This window comes from Acidovorax sp. FG27, from assembly GCF_040365715.1.
GTDB lineage: Bacteria > Pseudomonadota > Gammaproteobacteria > Burkholderiales > Burkholderiaceae_C > Paracidovorax.
Genome location: NZ_BAABVY010000010.1, coordinates 119,802 through 134,733, shown reverse-complemented (window position 1 = coordinate 134,733; position 14,932 = coordinate 119,802). Strand labels below are relative to the sequence as shown.

Sequence of the window (14,932 nt, the reverse complement as noted above, 5' to 3'; positions counted from 1 at the left end):
TTGTCGGAGCCGGGGGCGGTGCTAGCACGTGCTAGGCGGTTGCTTCCCGGAGCCGGGATTTCGCCCCGGGAAGCAACCACTTGGCAATGGCCAGCAGCGCCCCCACGCCAAACTCTGGCCTCTAAAAGGTCAGCGCGAACCAAGCATAAAAACTAGCTGCACCGCCCACCCCCACAACGCCAGCAGCTATCTTTTCGATAGCATCAAAGCATCTTCACCGCCCGCCCGATGAACACGATCGGCCCGGTCGGCCTGTCGATGGGCGAGCCCGCCTCGGGCTCCAGCGTCAGCTCGAAGAGCTGGTTGGGCTCCAGCGGCGGCAGGCGGCCGATGGCCACCTGGGCCGTTTCGCCCGGGCGCACCAGGCCCAGCGACTTCGGACCCGTCCACTGGTCGGCCTTGGTCCAGAATTGCAGCGACTTGCCCGGCGGCACGGGCGTGTCGCCCAGCGGCTTGAGCTGCAGCTGGCCCGCGCTGGCCGACGCCTGCACCACCCAGCCGGGCGCGGTGCCGCCGGGCGCCACCAGCACCACCATGTACTGGGGCCCGCCGGCCGGCCCGCGCAGGCCGGGGCCGGCCACCAGCACCGCTGCCAGCACGGCGGCAGCGGCGAACCCGCCCGCCGCCAGTCCGCGCCACAGGCGCAGGTCGTTCCACCACGAAGCCAGGGCGGAGGGCCGGGCCGGTGCCGGCGGGCGGGCGGCGTCGGCCGCTTCGGCTTGCCCCCAGCCCAGGCTGTGCTCGATGCGCGGCCAGAGCGCGGCCGAGGGCTCCACGGCGGGCGCCAGGCTGACGAGCGGATGCAGGCGGGCTTCCCAGGCATCGACGGCGGCGCGCAGGGCGGCATCGTCCGGCAGGCGCGCTTCCACCGAGCGGCGGCCTGCGATGGGCAGCGTGCCCAGCACGTAGCCGCCGGCCAGGTCGTCGATGCCCTGGGGCGAGGCGGGTTCGCCGGTGTTCGGTGTCGATGGAGTCGTCATGCCATGCACTCCCGCAGCATGCGCATGCCGCGCTGTATCCACGCTTTCACGGTGCCCAGCGGCGTGCGGGTGCGCTCGGCGATCTCGCCGTGGGAGCAACCCTCCACGTACGCCAGAACGATGCAGTCGCGCCGGGCGGGCTCGAGCCGGCCCAGGCAGTTGTCGAGCCGGCCCAGGTCGGCGCCGCGCTCATAAGGTTCGACCTGGCTGCGGTAGCTCTCCAGCGCTGCCTGGTCGTCGATGGCCTGCACGGCCTCTTCGTCGATGCGCACGTCGCGGCTGCTGCCGCGCACCGCGTTCAGCGCCGCGTGCCGAACCACGCTGTAGATCCAGCCCCGTCCCGCGCCGCGCGCGGCGTCGAAGCTGCCCGCGCGCTGCCAGATGCCGAGGAAGGCGTCGTGCAGCACGTCCTCGGCCTGGGCATGCTCGCGCACGATGCGCAGGGCCACGCCCAGCAGGTAGCGGCCTTCGCGCTCATAGATGCGCTGCAGGGCCTGGTGGTCGCCGCGGGCGCAGGCGCCCAGGGCGGCGTCGTAGTCGAAGGGGGCGTCGGCGGCAGCGGTCAAGAAAGGTCCTGGCCAGAGGTGGAGGGATGCGCGGCATCGTAGTGCATGCCGCGCCGGTCCCCGCCCTCTCCGGCGGACTTTCGCGGCTTAGCCCGCCTTGTAGAAGATGTAGTCGGCCTGATAGGGAACGGTGGTCTTCTGGCCCTTGTTGGCCGCCGTGCACGCCATGTTGGCCGGGGCCACGCCGCCGGTCAGGTTCACGCGCTGGATGTAGGTCACGCCGGTCAGCGCGCCGCTGCCCATGGCGGGATTGGCCTTCACCAGCTGGTACGGCAGGGCGCCGGCCGTGGACGGTGCCACCGCCAGCTGCGTGGCCGTGAGCTTGGAGCCGTCGTTAGCCTCCCACGTGGCGGGCGGGCCGTAGTACTTGCCGACCTGCTTGCCGCTGCGGTCCATCAGCTTGGCGTCGGGGCCAACAAAAGTCCATTCGACCTGGCCGGGCATGCCGGCCTTGTCCTTGCATTCGTAGGTGATGTCGCCCTTGCCCACCGTTTCCCACGCCACCTTGTTGCCGGCCGGCACCTGGATGGAGGCAGGCAGGCCGGCCTGCGAATACACCATGCCGGAGGCGCTGGCCGACGTGCCGGTCGGAGACATCGAGCCGCAGGCGGCCAGGAGGGCGGCGGCGGACACGGTGCCGGCCAGGGCGGTCATACGAGAGATATGGGAGATACGAAGGTTGCGCATGGGTTGCTCCTTGGAAGTTGGGGGGACCGACAGCCCGTCGCGATGCCACGCGCCGTCCTGGGCTCTACCCGCCAGCCGTGTGTTTGGATGCAGCCAATCACCGGCAAGATGCAACAATTCGTGACAGGACTCGAGTGCTTGGGCGACCGCCTTTCCGTTGCGCGAGCCCCACGCCATGCAGGCCGCGCCGCTATACTTCGCCCACTCGTCAGGAGAGAGTTGCCGCTTTCAGCGGCGGCCGCCGAAGGCGCAGGGCCCACCGCCCGAACGCTCAGGCAAAAGGACTGACAGGAACGCCCGCAGGGATGCGGGCGTTTCCCTTGCTGGAGAGAGGTGGCCGCCCGTTCGATACGGCCGGCAGCCCACCGAAGGAGCAAACCCCGCCATGCGGCGCGGTGAATCTCTCAGGTAAAGCGGACAGCGGGGCACATGCGGCGGCCCGTCTTTTGCAAGGACAGGCCGCACCACTGGCTGCCCCCTGGAGATTTCCGCCGATGTCCTCGCCTGCTTCCCCTGCTTCCACCACCTCCCCCGCGTCCGCCCCCCTGCTGACGACCCCGCTCAACGCACTGCACCTGGAACTGGGCGCGCGCATGGTGCCTTTCGCCGGCTATTCCATGCCGGTGCAGTACCCCGCCGGCCTCATGGCCGAGCACCACCACACGCGCACCGCCGCCGGCCTGTTCGACGTCTCGCACATGGGCCAGCTGCGCCTGGTGGGTGCCGACGCCGCCGCGGCCTTCGAGACCCTGGTGCCGGTGGACGTGCTGGGCCTGGGCGTCGGCAAGCAGCGCTACGGCCTGCTGCTGAACGACGAGGGCGGCATCATCGACGACCTGATGTTCGTGAACCGGGGCGACGACCTGTTCGTCATCGTCAACGGCGCCTGCAAGGTGGGCGACATCGCACACATCCAGGAGCGCATCGGCCACCTCTGCCAGGTAGAGCCGCTGCCCGAGCAGGCCCTGCTGGCGCTGCAGGGCCCGCAGGCCGCCGCCGCGCTGGGCCGCCTGGCGCCCGAAGTGCTGCAACTGGTCTTCATGACCGGCATGGCCGCCACCATCGCCGGCTGCGACTGCTACGTGACCCGCAGCGGCTACACCGGCGAGGACGGCTTCGAAATTTCGGTGCCCGCAGCGCAGGCCGAGACGCTGGCCCGCGCCCTGCTGGCCCAGCCCGAGGTCAAGCCCATCGGCCTGGGCGCGCGCAATTCGCTGCGGCTGGAAGCGGGCCTGTGCCTCTACGGCAACGACATCGACACCACCACCACCCCGCCCGAGGCCGCGCTGAACTGGGCCATCCAGAAGGTGCGCCGCACGGGTGGCGCGCGCGCGGGCGGCTTCCCGGGTGCCGACGAGGTGCTGGCGCAGATCGACGACCCCGCGCTGCTCACCCGCAAGCGCGTGGGCCTGGTGGCGCTGGAGCGCGTGCCGGTGCGCGAGCACACGGCCTTGCAGTCCCTCGACGGCCAACCCATCGGCGAGGTGACCAGCGGCCTGCTCGGCCCCACCGTGGACAAACCCGTCGCCATGGGCTACGTGCAGCCCGCCTTCGCGGCGCTGGGCACGCGGGTGAATGCCATCGTGCGCGGCAAGGCCGTGCCGATGCAAGTGGCGGCCATGCCCTTCACCCCCAACCGCTACCACCGGGGCTGAAAGCCGGCACGCGCCCCATACCCGTCGGTGGATGAAAGTGCCCTCGGACTGCGATTGTCGAAGCCGGGGGCCTGTCCCAGGAAGCCCTTCGACGAGCTCACGGCGGACGGCCAACTCACTGGCATCGGGTGCGCGCCCCGCTGCCACGCGGCTAAAGTCGCAACTGGCATCGGCGCCATCGTTTTTTACCTAACGTCTTTCCTACCCCTCTTTTTCTGGAGTTCCCCATGAGCGTCAAGTTTTCCAAAGACCACGAGTGGATCGACACGGCCCAGGCGGATGCCGCCATCGTCGGCATCACCCAGCATGCGCAGGACGCGCTGGGCGACGTGGTGTTCGTGGACCTGCCCGAAGTCGGCGCCACCTTCGCACAAGGCGAAGTGGCCGGCGTGGTCGAGTCCGTCAAGGCCGCGGCCGACGTGTACATGCCCGTCTCGGGCGAGATCGTGGAGGTGAACGAAGCCCTGCGCGCCGACCCGTCGCTGGCCAACAGCGACCCGCTGGGCGCGGGCTGGTTCTTCAAGGTGCGCCTGTCCGACGCCGCCCAGCTGGACGGCCTGATGGACGAAACCGCCTACGCCGCTTTCGCCCAGGACGCCTGAGCCCGCCTGAGCCGCACCACCACCGCCGCCGCCGCCGCCGCCGCCGCCGCCGCCGCCGCCGCCGCGCCCAGCCTGCCTGCCTTACTGCAGACCGGGCCGCGGCCGGCCCCACGCCCCGCCCCCTCCCGCCCCGACCGGACGCCGCCGATGACCACCGCCCTGCCCCCGCTCTCCGCCCTGGAGAACGCCACCGAATTCCAGCCCCGCCACATCGGCATCGATGCGGCGGACGAAGCCCACATGCTGTCCGTGATCGGCGAGGCCTCGCGCCGCGCGCTGATCGACGGCATCGTGCCGCGCTCCATCGCGCGCAGCCAGCCCATGGACCTGCCCGCCGCCACGACCGAGGCCGGCGCACTGGCCGAGCTGAAGGCCATCGCCGGCAAGAACCGCGTGCTGAAAAGCTTCATCGGCCAGGGCTACTACGGCACCCACACGCCCGGCGTCATCCTGCGCAACATCCTGGAGAACCCGGCTTGGTACACGGCCTACACGCCCTACCAGGCCGAGATCAGCCAGGGCCGCATGGAGGCGCTGGTCAACTTCCAGACCATGGTGTGCGATTTGACGGCCATGCCGATCGCCAACGCATCCATGCTGGACGAGGCCACCGCCGCCGCCGAAGCCATGACGCTGGCCAAGCGCTCGGTCAAATCCAAGAGCAACCGCTTCGTGGTGGCCGGCGACGCGCATCCGCAGACCATCGAAGTCATCCAAACCCGCGCCGCGCCGCTGGGCATCGAGGTGGTGCTGGCCAACTCGCTGGATGAATGGAACACCGCGCTGGACGGCGATTACTTCGCCGTGCTGGCCCAGTACCCGGCCACCAGCGGTCGCATCGACGACCTGAAGGCCGACGCCGACAAGGCCCACACCCGGAGCGCCGCCTTCATCGCCGCAGCCGACCTGCTGGCGCTGACCCTCATCGCCCCGCCCGGCGAATGGGGCGCCGACATCGTCGTGGGCACCACCCAGCGCTTCGGCATGCCCATGGGCGCGGGCGGCCCGCACGCCGCCTTCATGGCCTGCCGCGACGAATTCAAGCGCAGCCTGCCCGGCCGCCTGGTAGGTGTGAGCGTGGACGTGCACGGCAAGCCCGCCTACCGCCTGGCGCTGCAGACGCGCGAGCAGCACATCCGCCGCGAGAAGGCCACCTCCAACATCTGCACGGCGCAGGTGCTGCCGGCCGTCATCGCCAGCATGTACGCGGTCTATCACGGCCCCGAAGGCCTGACCCGCATCGCCCAGCGCGTGGCCGCCTACACCGCCATCCTGGCGCGCGGCCTGAAGGCCCTGGGCGCGCCGCTGCGCGAGCACGGCGCTTTCGACACCCTGTCGCTGCACACCGGCGATGCTACTGAAAAAATAGCTGCCCGCGCAGTATCCATGGGCGCAAACCTGCGAATCTACTTCAAGGAATACCTCTGCATCTCGCTCGACGAGACCACCACGCGGGCTGATGTCGAGCTGCTGTGGAAGATCTTCGCAGAAGGCCAGGCCCTGCCCAGCTTCGCCGAGTTCGCCGAAGCCGGCGTGGAGCCGCTGATCCCCGCCGCGCTGCGGCGCACCAGCGCGTTCATGACGCACCCGGTGTTCAATACCCATCACAGCGAAACCGGCATGCTGCGCTACATCCGCCAGCTCTCGGACAAGGACCTGGCGCTGGACCGCACCATGATTCCGCTGGGCTCCTGCACCATGAAGCTCAACGCGACCAGCGAGATGATCCCCATCACCTGGCCGGAATTCGCGCACGTGCACCCCTTCGCCCCCGCCGACCAGCTGCAGGGCTATGCCGAGCTGGACGAGCAGCTGCGCGCCTGGCTGTGCCAGGCCACGGGCTACGCCGGCATCAGCCTGCAACCCAACGCCGGCAGCCAGGGCGAATACGCCGGCCTGCTGGCCATTCGCGGCTGGCACCAGGCGCAGGGCCAGGGCCACCGCAACATCTGCCTCATCCCCAGCAGCGCCCACGGCACCAACCCCGCCAGCGCCCAGATGGTGGGCATGCAGGTGGTGGTGACGGCCTGCGACGCGAACGGCAACGTGGACATGGCCGACCTGAAGGCCAAGTGCGAGCAGCACGCCGACAAGCTCGCCTGCGTGATGATCACCTACCCCAGCACCCACGGCGTGTTCGAGACGCAGGTCAAGGAGCTCTGCCAGCTGGTGCACCAGCACGGCGGCCGGGTCTATGTGGACGGCGCCAACATGAACGCCCTGGTCGGCGTGGCCGCGCCCGGCGAATTCGGCGGCGACGTGAGCCACCTGAATCTGCACAAGACCTTCTGCATTCCCCACGGCGGCGGTGGCCCAGGCGTCGGCCCCGTCTGCGTGGTCGAAGACTTGGTGCCGTATCTGCCGGGCCACGCCACGGCCGGCGTGGCGGGCGGTACCGGCGCCGTCAGCGCAGCGCCCCTGGGCAACGCCGCCGTGCTGCCGATCAGCTGGATGTACATCCGCATGATGGGCCCGGACGGCCTGAAGGCCGCGACCGAAACCGCCATCCTCAGCGCCAACTACATCAGCGCCCGCCTGAAGGGCCACTACCCCACGCTGTACGCCAGCGCCAACGGCCATGTCGCGCACGAATGCATCCTGGACCTGCGCGGATTCAAGGAAACCAGCGGCGTCATGGCCGAAGACGTCGCCAAGCGCCTGATCGACTACGGCTTCCACGCGCCGACGCTCTCCTTCCCCGTGCCCAACACGCTGATGGTGGAACCGACCGAGAGCGAAACCCTGGCCGAGCTGGACCGCTTCATCGACGCCATGATCGCCATCCGCGAGGAGATCCGCCAGATCGAGGCTGGCACTTGGCCGCAGGACGACAACCCGCTGAAGAACGCGCCGCATACGGCGGAAAGCCTGTTGGGCACCGACTGGAACGCTGCCTACAGCCGAGAAACCGCTGCGTTCCCGGTCGCCGCGCTGCGCCAGTCCAAGTACTGGTCGCCCGTGGGGCGGGTGGACAACGTTTACGGGGACCGGAATCTGTTCTGCAGTTGTGTGCCGGTGAGCGAGTTGGTGTCTTAACGGGGCTGGAATACCATCCAGCGTCCTAAGAGCGTTGTGACCTGAATGACAAAGGCCTGGGTGACCAGGCCTTTGTGCTTTGTAGGGGGAGAGATGCGGATGCAAGGGTGGCAAGTCATTTTTCGAGCGGGCGGTTGCGCTCAACGCGGCATGACACCAAACATTTCCTTCCAGCGGACTACTTTTTGGACCGCCGTAGGCATCCGCCGAAGTCAGACGTTAGATCGCTAAGGAGACTGCTGTGTCCGCACCTCGCTTAATTCCCAATGCTGAGCTTCGAGCAAAAAATTCCTGACGCTGATGCGTGTTGGTCGTCGATTGAACGTTTCGCGATTACGTTTGATGGCTACAAATATTGGGGTAGTGCTGAAGCCTGTGCTGAGGTGGCAAATGCACAGCGACAAGGCACTCTTACCGAATTGAGAACCTGTATTTTCTTTGAGCAGCGCCAATGGAAAAACCAGGACGAAATGCTAGATTTTATTGCATTGCGCCACATAGAAATGCTAATGAACTAGATAAGGTATCGCGTGAAGTTGGCCAACGATTTGCTAGCATAACTAAATAAATCGTTATTGCAGCGAATTATTCAGTGACCGCCAAACTCATATATCATGCTCCCGCGATTAAATTTGCGCACCAACAAAATGGACGAAAAGATCCGCCTCAAACCGGTTTCGGGCCGACGTTTTGCACTTGCCCTTCTCTCGTGGTGCTTCGCGAGCATAGCGGTAGTAAGCGCCTTTTTCTTTGCCATGATTCCTCTCGGATCCAGAGTTGGCTTGGACAGCGTACCTACGGGCATGAGCCATTACTTATATCCAGTACCATTGCTTGCCTGGGTGTGCCAGGCTGCAATGACACTTAGCTGGCTGAAAAATCAAACCTGTCACTGGATTTGGCTAGTTACGGGTATCCTCACTGGCGCTGCGTCAGCACTGACCTTTCTGCCCGTATTTTTCTTTTACATCGCGGCGGTACCGCTAGCAATATACCTCACTTACTGGCATGCGCGACGCTGCGTGAATCCCTGAGAGGATACGTCCTTGAAGCAGCACATCCTGGGCTTGGGAATGAAGGCGAAGGGAACGCGACGGCGAAAATTCTTGAATGAGATGGAGAAGGTCGTACCTTGGACTGAACTGGTGGCCCGCGTGTCACCTTACCTGCCCGAAGGCAAGCGTAGGGTCCTCCGAGCCCGTGCAAGGTTATACAGCGCCTCCATTTCGGGCAACAGTGGTTTGCGCTGAGCGACCCGGAGACTGAGCAACCAGGAGACAGTGCAAGCGCTGGACGACATGCCGATGTTCCGCGAGTTCGCAGAATTCGAAGGCTGCGATGGGCGTCTCCCCGACGAGGGCACGAACCGGAGGTTCCTCCGGGCCTACCAAGCTGGGCGACGGAGGGTCGCTCAAGAACACGGCACGGCTGCACACGCTGTTTGCGTAGGCCAGTTCATGGCTGGTGCGGCGCAAATTGCTGGCAGGCCTTGTATGAGTGAGTCCGCAGTTCGCCAGTTCGCCAGTTAGCCAGTTAGCCAGTTAGCCAGTTAGCCAGTTAGCCAGGTCGACGGCCAATCTACGCCGCGTTCACCCGAACGGCAGCGAAACAGGTGCGGAGCGCCATGTACATCAATAAGTTCGGCGCGTCTGCACACTCATGTACGTATAGTGCCGACCTTCTTGGCAATTCAGAATGCGCCTCATGAGTAACGCCTCCGTCCAAATAGTTTGGGGTCAGCGGAGCTTGGTACGTGCGGAGCATGAGAGCGCAATCGAAAAACATATCCCAGTGATGTATCCTTGCCTTCGAACAGGCCGCCCTCGAACCTAAACGGCAATCCGCACATAAGAGAAAAAACGCCAACGCTCATTGACAGGCGCAGTTTGGCCTGATATCCGCAGGCTTTGGTGCCGTGCTTGGCGTACTTGTGGCACTTTGTGTTTCGCTGACCCTTGCTCTTCTTGGATTTCCATATTCCTTCGATCGCTGGATGATCGTGCTCAGTACAGCTTTCTTCTTCTTCATTGGTATCGTTCGCGGTGCGGAGGCGGCCGATACAGTTACTGACGCACTGACTGTAGCTACTGTGTCCGTATTGGGTTCGTTCAGTGCTGCGGGTGGCGGGTCACCCGTGGTCGACGGCAATCCGGGGTGAAAATCCAGTTTATGGTTGGTCGTCATCTACCTTGCAGGCATGCTTTCATTGGCTTGGTCTGGGTAAAGCGGTCTGGGAATTTGTCCAACAGAGCCGCCATGCCGCTGATTCGCTTCGGACCAAACCACATCGCATGGTGGCGGTCAGGGGAGGTCCGCGCAACCCGCTTTGGGCTGTGCCGACGCGAGGGACTAATGAATTCGCCGCGACAATTCGTCCGCCGGCATCGCGGCACTGCCTAAGGTAAATTTTTCGGACCGCAGTTGCGTGGTTTCTTGGCCAGCTGTCGGTAGTGCACCTTCACAAGCCTGAACTGACGCTTGGTCACTCCGAACGGATGCTCGGCCTCTGCCTTTGTCGTTTTTTGGGAACGGCTAACGCATGGCTAACGGTTTCGTGAACAATGCACAAAACAATTGGTTGCAAAGGGACTGGTCAGTGAATTTCTTCAGGCTCATCCGGTCCACGGCCGTCCAGACCACGGCGGCCGTTGGCGTGAGCGCTGCGGCGGCCTGACTTCTCTCGCGACTGGTAGCGACAGCCACCCACATGCTTGCTCGCTACACGCTCTCGGACCGGTCCCGGTGCCGGCACGCCCATCGAGGCGTGAACCTGAACGCCCCAGCCGCTGCCGACGCGCACCCGCGACAACGGGGCGAAATCGATGCATTGCGGCCAGCCGGCGCGGCCACTTCCCGCCTGTCTGTGCTCATCGGCAAGGCCATGGCCGGTGGGTTGTGCACCGGGTTCGCATCCCTAGGCGTCGCCGCGACCACTCCTGCGCCCGATTTTTCTCCGCCGCCTGTCTCCGTCTTCCAGGTGTACCGCGCCATCGATTCGCGGCTGCTGGGCGGGCCGTTCGGGGACGCGGGCACACGCCTGGGCAACACCAATGTCGGCTCGGTGGGCGGGGTGCTCGCCTATCTGCACACCGAGGTGGTTCCGGCATTCGCGAGTGGCTCCGGCGAGCGGCGGCGCAATGGCATCGATGCGATCGCGGTGTTCGAAGTGCGCGTGCTGAACACGCGCCGCGCCCGGCGGTCGGCTGCCCCGGGCGATGCCGGGGGCACGGCGCTTTTCGGACCCTTCATGTCGTTCGACCGCGGGGCCGCCACCCAGCCGGATGGGCGCGACCAGCTGCTGCGCTACGGGGCCTACGTGGGCGTCCAGGACCAACGCCACAGCGCGCGGCATGCTTATGCGGCCGATTGGTATTCCTTCGTGGGCCGCTGCCCGCTCAGCCCGTTCGGATTGGGTGAAGGCGGCGGGCGCGACAAGCCCACGCCCTGCCCGACGGCGCCGTCGCTCGAAGGCATCTGCGACCAAGCCACTGGCGCCCCGGATGGATCGCCGCTGTGCCAATACACCTTCACCTACCTCGGCTACCTGCGGCTCGATGACCTGGTGGGCATCACCTCGGCTGACAAGCCGCTCTGCCGCACCGGCACCACTCCCAGGCCGTGCGCGGACTACGCCGATTTCCGTGGCAGCGGCCATACCGAGTACGACACCGGGCCGGCTGACGGCATGGGCTGCGCCGCAGGGCAGGCGCCCGAGACCGGCCTCGCGTTCTGGCTGGGCCGATGCGACCCGCTGCGCAACCGGGCGAGGGAGCAGGCATTGATGAACTGGACGTCCCTTGTACGTTGACCCCTCCCACCCGACCGCAGCGCCTGCCCGCAGAGCCGCTTCGCTCGCGCGCACGGCGCCCGCGGCTGCGCCGTGCCGGCTCGAGGCCGTGGTGTCCGGCCGGCAGCGGGCCGCGTTCCTGGCGATCCAGCTGCCCTCCCTCGGCATGCTGCTGTGGTTGTCGGCCACCCTGGCCGACATGTTCTTTTCGCAGTTCGTGGCCCCGATGGCGGTGCGTGCCATCGTGGTGACGGGCGGCGCCCTGGCCATCGCGTGGCAGATCGCCGCCATGTACCGGGTGCTATCGATGAAGCGGGCCGTGCCGCCCGATGCCGCCCCGCCCACCGGCCTGCGCATCGCGATGGCGACGACCATCGTGCCCAGCCGCGAATTCGATCTGCTGCGCGGCAAGCTGGAGGCCATGGCGCGGGTCGACCGCTGCGGCAACGCAGTGGACCACTGGGTGCTCGACGAGGAGAACGACGCCCGCGTACGGGCCATGGTCGCCGAATTCGATGCGCGCCTGCGCGGCGCCGGGGTGCGCTTGCGCTACTTCACCCGCGCAGGGATCGCCCGGTACAACGAGGCACCGTCGGGCCGCCGCTTCCAGCGCTTCCAGGCGCGCCAGAAGGGCGGGAACATCAACGCGTGGCTCGACGCGACACGCCCCGAGGCGTACGACGTGGTCACCTTCCTCGACCTAGACCACATGCCCAAGCCGACGTTCTACCGAACGGTGCTGCCCTACCTGCGCGACCCGGGCGTGGCCTTCGTGCAAGGCCCCGAGTCCTTTCACAACCGTGAGCAGAACTTCGTCACCCGCGCCGCTGCCCACGAACGGGACACCTTCGTCGGCGTGCTGCAGCGCAGCTACTTCGGCCTCGGCATGCCGGTGATCGTGGGCTCGCACACCACGTTTCGCGCCGAGGCGCTGCGCGACCTCGGCGGGTTCTACCCGGTCCACCTGACCGAAGACTATTTGATGATGCTGCGCATGCGGGCGCTCGGCAAGCGGGGCATCTTCGTGGATGAAGTCATTGCCGTGGGCGAGCTGCCCTCGAGCTGGGCGGCCTACATGCAGCAGCAGCTCCGCTGGGCTTCCGGAGGGCTCGATCTGCTGGTGCGCTACTTCCCGACGCTCTGGCGCGGCTTCACCGCCAAGCAACGGCTTTTCACCTTCACCTTGCTGAACTACTACGCGTGGGGTTCGTTCTTCATGCTGGCCAAGGGGCTGCTGCTCGTGCTGCTGCTGTGCGGCGTCACCTTGCCCATCGGCCTGCCACTGATGGCCGCCATCGGCGCATTCATCTTGAGCGCCACCGTCGCCAACCATCTGTGGGAGCGGCAGTTTTTCGTCGAGCGGGCAAGGCGCAGCCATCTCTGCGAAAGCGCGGTCATGAACAATTTTTTGGGCGGCCTCTATGGCCTGTCGCTCGTCAAGGCCCTCGCCGCGCCCAACACCGCCTTCATGGTCACCGCCAAGACCGGTGCGGGCCGGCTGCCGGGCAGCCGCCTGCGCGCGTACCCGTTCGCGGCGGCGGCGATGCTGGCGCTGGAGGCCGGCGCGCTGGCCATCGTCTGGACCTGCCTGCGTCCCGCCGGCGCGTTGCAGCCCGGCCAATACGACGTGTTGGCGGCCCCCCTGGTGATTTCCGCGCTCGGCATGGCGGCGGCGCTGGCCGTCTTCTGGCACCACGAACGCATTTCGAGAGCGGTGCCGCGTGCAGCGCTCGTCTCCGGCGACTGAGAACCTTGATCGAGGACCCTATGAAACATTCCCTGTGGTGCACTGCACTGGCTTTTTTGGCCGGCATGGCGGGCGCGCCGGCCCAGGCCGCAACGATCCTGGTCGCTGCCGGTGAAACCGCCTTCAACCCCGGCAACGGCAGTTGCTCGCTGCGCGAGGCCATCCGCAACGGGGACACCGAATCGGAGACGTCGGGAGGGGACTGCACCCCCGGCTCGGTGGGCAGCAACACCATCGTGCTTGCCGCCAACAGCATCTATCTCATCGGCGACCGCGATACGGAACACCGCGACGACCAGGTCAATGGCCTGCCCGAGGTCCACGGCGACCTGATCATCGAGGGCAATGGCGCCACGATCAGCCGCGACCCCGCCTTGTTCAGCGGCTCGGCCTGCAGCGGAGGCGGTGCGAAGTTCCGGATCTTCTACATCAGCGCCCTCGGCTCGCTGGCGCTCAAGAACCTGACACTGAGCAACGGCTGCGCCGACGTCCTGGGCGTCGAAGGCGCGGGCGGCGCCCTCTTCAACCGGGGCTTCCTGAGCCTGGATGGCGTCACGCTCACGGCCAACCAGGCGCTGCGCTCAGGCGGCGCCATCCACAACGACGGCAGCCTGACCGTCACCCGCAGCACCATCAGCAGCAATGCCGTGCTGGCGACGGAAGCGGGCGGCGGCGGCATCGTCAACCGGGGCGCCATGCAGATCTCCCAATCCACGATCAGCGGCAACACCGGCGCGGGCGCGGGCGGCGGTATCGACACGGGAGTGGGCAACGCAACGCTGAGCAACAGCACGGTGAGCGGCAACGTGGCGGCAGGCAATGGGGGCGGAGTCTTCAGCCGCAGCCCATCCACCGCCCTGGTCAACACCACCGTCGCGGCCAATCGCGGAACGAATGGCTCGGCAGCCGGAGCGGGCAGTGGAGTGTTCGGAATTGCGGGCACCCTGCAGCTGACCAACACCCTGCTGGCGCAGCAGGCCAACGGTACCAACTGCTCCGGCGCCAGCGGCGGAGGCAACAACCTCTCGGACGACAACTCTTGCCCGACGGCGACCAACGCGGCGGCGCTGATTGGCCCGCTCGCCAACAATGGCGGGCCGACATTCACCCACGCGCTGCTGGTCGGCAGCCCGGCGATCAACACCGCCAGCGCGGCCGCCTGCAGCGCGGCACCGCAAAACGGGGTGGATCAACGCGGACAGCCGCGCCCGCAGGGAGCAGGTTGCGACATCGGGGCGTTCGAGTTCGAGCAGCGCAGCGCGGCAGGCTCGGGCGCGGCGCCCATCCCCACGCTGGGTGCGCTCGGCATGTGGCTGTTGATGGGCCTGATGGCCTTGGCGGCCATGGTGACGCTGCGGCGCGGGCGTTGACCCAGGACTGGATCGGCCGGTGTGGGCGCGTACCGCCTCCCCCAGGCACTACCATCGGCCCTTCGCCTTTTCATGGAGTGCCCCCGCATGCGCCTGCTCACCACCCTGCTCGCTTCCCTCGCCATCAGCCCGTTCGCCATGGCGCAGACGACTCCCGCACCGGTCACCACCTCCAGCGGCCTGGTGTACCAGTCGCTGAAGGAAGGCACCGGCGAATCGCCCAAGGCGACCGACACCGTGAAGGTGCACTACCGGGGCACGTTCCCCGACGGCAAGGAGTTCGACAGCTCCTACAAGCGCAACGAACCCACCGAATTCCCGCTGAACCGCGTGATTCCCTGCTGGACCGAAGGCGTGCAACGCATGAAGCCCGGCGGCAAGGCCCGGCTGACCTGCCCTGCGTCCATCGCCTACGGTTCTGCCGGTGCGGGCGGCGTGATTCCGCCGAATGCCACGCTCAATTTCGAGATCGAGCTGATCTCGGTGCGGCGCTGATCGCCCC

Annotated in this window: 13 protein-coding genes, 1 pseudogene and 2 riboswitches; of the genes and pseudogenes, 11 read left to right on the top strand and 3 right to left on the bottom strand. The window is 66.8% G+C overall.

The window, feature by feature from the left end:
• Positions 1-203 precede the first annotated feature (203 nt).
• The 3 genes from ABWV53_RS14495 to ABWV53_RS14485 form a co-directional block, all read right to left on the bottom strand.
• Complete coding sequence (locus ABWV53_RS14495) at positions 204-980, bottom strand: anti-sigma factor (protein WP_353366843.1); 777 nt, start codon at positions 978-980, stop codon at positions 204-206.
• Positions 977-1,546 carry a sigma-70 family RNA polymerase sigma factor gene (locus ABWV53_RS14490; protein ID WP_353366842.1) on the bottom strand — a complete coding sequence of 190 codons (570 nt, stop codon included), beginning with the start codon at positions 1,544-1,546 and terminating at the stop codon, positions 977-979. Before ABWV53_RS14490 ends, ABWV53_RS14495 begins: the two co-directional genes overlap by 4 nt.
• An 87-nt stretch (positions 1,547-1,633) precedes the next feature.
• Positions 1,634-2,233 (bottom strand): DUF3455 domain-containing protein, encoded by a 600-nt coding sequence (locus ABWV53_RS14485; protein WP_353366841.1) that lies wholly within the window; start codon positions 2,231-2,233, stop codon positions 1,634-1,636.
• A 199-nt stretch (positions 2,234-2,432) separates the two neighbouring features.
• Positions 2,433-2,530: riboswitch (glycine riboswitch) on the top strand.
• Positions 2,531-2,546: 16 nt separating this feature from the next.
• Positions 2,547-2,664, top strand: a riboswitch (glycine riboswitch).
• A 63-nt stretch (positions 2,665-2,727) separates the two neighbouring features.
• Here ABWV53_RS14485 and gcvT point away from each other — a divergent pair.
• The 11 genes and pseudogenes from gcvT (at position 2,728) to ABWV53_RS14430 (ending at position 14,925) form a co-directional block, all read left to right on the top strand.
• Complete coding sequence (gene gcvT / locus ABWV53_RS14480) at positions 2,728-3,888, top strand: glycine cleavage system aminomethyltransferase GcvT (protein ID WP_353366840.1); 1,161 nt, start codon at positions 2,728-2,730, stop codon at positions 3,886-3,888.
• 227 nt (positions 3,889-4,115) lie between these two features.
• The gene (gene gcvH / locus ABWV53_RS14475) at positions 4,116-4,490 is read left to right on the top strand and encodes a glycine cleavage system protein GcvH (RefSeq protein WP_353366839.1); all 375 of its coding nucleotides are present in this window, start codon (positions 4,116-4,118) and stop codon (positions 4,488-4,490) included.
• A gap of 147 nt (positions 4,491-4,637) precedes the next feature.
• Positions 4,638-7,526 (top strand): aminomethyl-transferring glycine dehydrogenase, encoded by a 2,889-nt coding sequence (gene gcvP, locus ABWV53_RS14470; protein ID WP_353366838.1) that lies wholly within the window; start codon positions 4,638-4,640, stop codon positions 7,524-7,526.
• Between the two features lie 266 nt (positions 7,527-7,792).
• Positions 7,793-8,044 carry a hypothetical protein gene (locus ABWV53_RS14465; RefSeq protein ID WP_353366837.1) on the top strand — a complete coding sequence of 84 codons (252 nt, stop codon included), beginning with the start codon at positions 7,793-7,795 and terminating at the stop codon, positions 8,042-8,044.
• Positions 8,045-8,173: 129 nt separating this feature from the next.
• Positions 8,174-8,560, top strand: a complete 387-nt coding sequence (locus tag ABWV53_RS14460) for a hypothetical protein (RefSeq protein WP_353366836.1) — start codon at positions 8,174-8,176, stop codon at positions 8,558-8,560.
• Positions 8,561-8,572: 12 nt separating this feature from the next.
• A pseudogene (locus ABWV53_RS14455) lies at positions 8,573-8,956 on the top strand (transposase); the annotation flags it as partial.
• Positions 8,957-9,441: 485 nt separating this feature from the next.
• Positions 9,442-9,684, top strand: a complete 243-nt coding sequence (locus ABWV53_RS14450) for a hypothetical protein (protein ID WP_353366835.1) — start codon at positions 9,442-9,444, stop codon at positions 9,682-9,684.
• A 606-nt stretch (positions 9,685-10,290) separates the two neighbouring features.
• Complete coding sequence (locus ABWV53_RS14445; protein WP_353366834.1) at positions 10,291-11,334, top strand: hypothetical protein; 1,044 nt, start codon at positions 10,291-10,293, stop codon at positions 11,332-11,334.
• 91 nt (positions 11,335-11,425) lie between these two features.
• Positions 11,426-13,060 carry a glycosyltransferase family 2 protein gene (locus ABWV53_RS14440; protein WP_353366833.1) on the top strand — a complete coding sequence of 545 codons (1,635 nt, stop codon included), beginning with the start codon at positions 11,426-11,428 and terminating at the stop codon, positions 13,058-13,060.
• A gap of 20 nt (positions 13,061-13,080) precedes the next feature.
• Positions 13,081-14,430, top strand: a complete 1,350-nt coding sequence (locus ABWV53_RS14435) for a choice-of-anchor Q domain-containing protein (RefSeq protein WP_353366832.1) — start codon at positions 13,081-13,083, stop codon at positions 14,428-14,430.
• 87 nt (positions 14,431-14,517) lie between these two features.
• Positions 14,518-14,925, top strand: a complete 408-nt coding sequence (locus ABWV53_RS14430; protein ID WP_353366831.1) for an FKBP-type peptidyl-prolyl cis-trans isomerase — start codon at positions 14,518-14,520, stop codon at positions 14,923-14,925.
• Positions 14,926-14,932: the final 7 nt, after the last annotated feature.

Excerpts from the sequence above, each read along its gene's own strand:
- ABWV53_RS14435 (WP_353366832.1), top strand. The coding sequence starts at position 13,081 with ATGAAACATTCCCTGTGGTGCACTGCACTGGCTTTTTTGGCCGGCATG.
- gcvP (WP_353366838.1), top strand. The coding sequence starts at position 4,638 with ATGACCACCGCCCTGCCCCCGCTCTCCGCCCTGGAGAACGCCACCGAA.
- gcvH (WP_353366839.1), top strand. The coding sequence starts at position 4,116 with ATGAGCGTCAAGTTTTCCAAAGACCACGAGTGGATCGACACGGCCCAG.
- ABWV53_RS14495 (WP_353366843.1), bottom strand. The coding sequence starts at position 980 with ATGACGACTCCATCGACACCGAACACCGGCGAACCCGCCTCGCCCCAG.
- ABWV53_RS14465 (WP_353366837.1), top strand. The coding sequence starts at position 7,793 with ATGCTGAGCTTCGAGCAAAAAATTCCTGACGCTGATGCGTGTTGGTCG.
- ABWV53_RS14485 (WP_353366841.1), bottom strand. The coding sequence starts at position 2,233 with ATGCGCAACCTTCGTATCTCCCATATCTCTCGTATGACCGCCCTGGCC.
- ABWV53_RS14430 (WP_353366831.1), top strand. The coding sequence starts at position 14,518 with ATGCGCCTGCTCACCACCCTGCTCGCTTCCCTCGCCATCAGCCCGTTC.
- gcvT (WP_353366840.1), top strand. The coding sequence starts at position 2,728 with ATGTCCTCGCCTGCTTCCCCTGCTTCCACCACCTCCCCCGCGTCCGCC.
- ABWV53_RS14460 (WP_353366836.1), top strand. The coding sequence starts at position 8,174 with ATGGACGAAAAGATCCGCCTCAAACCGGTTTCGGGCCGACGTTTTGCA.